Origin of the sequence: Synechococcus sp. R8-2, from assembly GCF_047461715.1 — a bacterium.
Classification (GTDB): domain Bacteria; phylum Cyanobacteriota; class Cyanobacteriia; order Thermostichales; family Thermostichaceae; genus Thermostichus.
This window is the reverse complement of sequence record NZ_JANSHQ010000493.1, coordinates 1-1,208: the sequence shown is the minus strand read 5'-3', so window position 1 is coordinate 1,208 and position 1,208 is coordinate 1. Positions and strand designations below refer to the sequence as shown.

Below are 1,208 nucleotides of genomic sequence, written 5' to 3'. Positions count from 1 at the left end.
GGGCTCTGGTATTGACCCTCAGTTTGTGGCAAGTGCTTGGAGTTTAGGGCAAGGGATCCCAAGTATCCTGCCGCCGCAGGGTAGCTTGTCGCAGCTGAGCCAAGTTGGCCGATCCGGTGCAAAAGGCAACAATGCGCAGCTCCTCGATCACGGCGCGAAAGGTGTCCACCACTGCCTGCATCTGTCCTTGGGAGACGGCGTGTAAAGCGGGGGCGGCCATACCCACCACATCGGCTCCCAGACGGATAGCTTTGGCCGCGTCGATGCCATTGCGGATGCCGCCGCTGGCCACCAGGGGTAAGTCCGGCAGCAGGCGACGAATTTCCAGCAGGGACAAAGCCGTTGGGATCCCCCAATCCCTAAAGCTGTGGGCAATGCGTTTTTTGAGAGCATCTGTTTGGCGATGGGCCTCCACCTCGCTCCAACTGGTGCCGCCCGCCCCCGCCACATCCAGGGCTGCCACGCCGCATTCGGCCAGCTGCTGGGCTACTTTGGCACTGAGGCCATTGCCCACTTCCTTCACCACCACCGGCACCGGTAACTGCGCCACCAACCGTTCGATGCGGCCATACAATCCACGCCAGTCGGGATCCCCTTGGGGCTGAACCGCCTCCTGGAGAGGATTGAGGTGCAGAATCAGCGCATCCGCCTCGATCATCTCCACCGCCCGTCGCGCCTGCTCCAACCCATAGCCGTAGTTGAGCTGAACGGCACCCAGGTTGGCCAGCAGCAGAATATTCGGGGCCACTTGGCGCACCTGGTAAGTCCGGGCCAGCTCTGGATGTTCCAAAGCTGCCCGCTGGGATCCCACCCCCATGGCAATGCCCAACTGTTGGGCGGCGGCGGCCAGTTGTCGGTTCAACTCACGGGCAGCCTTTGTTCCCCCCGTCATGCTGCTGATGAGCAGGGGTGCCTGTAGGCGTTTTCCCAAGAACTCGCAGCTCAGGTCGATCTCCGACAACAGCAGCTCCGGCAACGCCACGTGCTCAAAGAAAAACCGCTCAAAGCCGGTGCGGATCCCTTTGGCAGCCACATCCTGCTGCAGAACAATGTCCAGGTGATCCTGTTTGCGCTCGGAAATGGGGGGTAGAGAATCGGCCATCATGTCAGCAGTGCGGAGCACCTTGGTCTTGGTAGAGATTGTCAGTCTACAACGCCGTGCGCTGCCAAAGGCGAACAGCATTGCCCGTTCGCGCTAGCGGGACGGA

1 protein-coding gene is annotated in these 1,208 nt (G+C 61.3%); it reads right to left on the bottom strand.

Annotated features, from left to right (window positions below; translation table 11 throughout):
- Positions 1-43 precede the first annotated feature (43 nt).
- Positions 44-1,105, bottom strand: a complete 1,062-nt coding sequence (gene fni / locus NW819_RS11460; RefSeq protein WP_414413819.1) for a type 2 isopentenyl-diphosphate Delta-isomerase — start codon at positions 1,103-1,105, stop codon at positions 44-46.
- Positions 1,106-1,208: the final 103 nt, after the last annotated feature.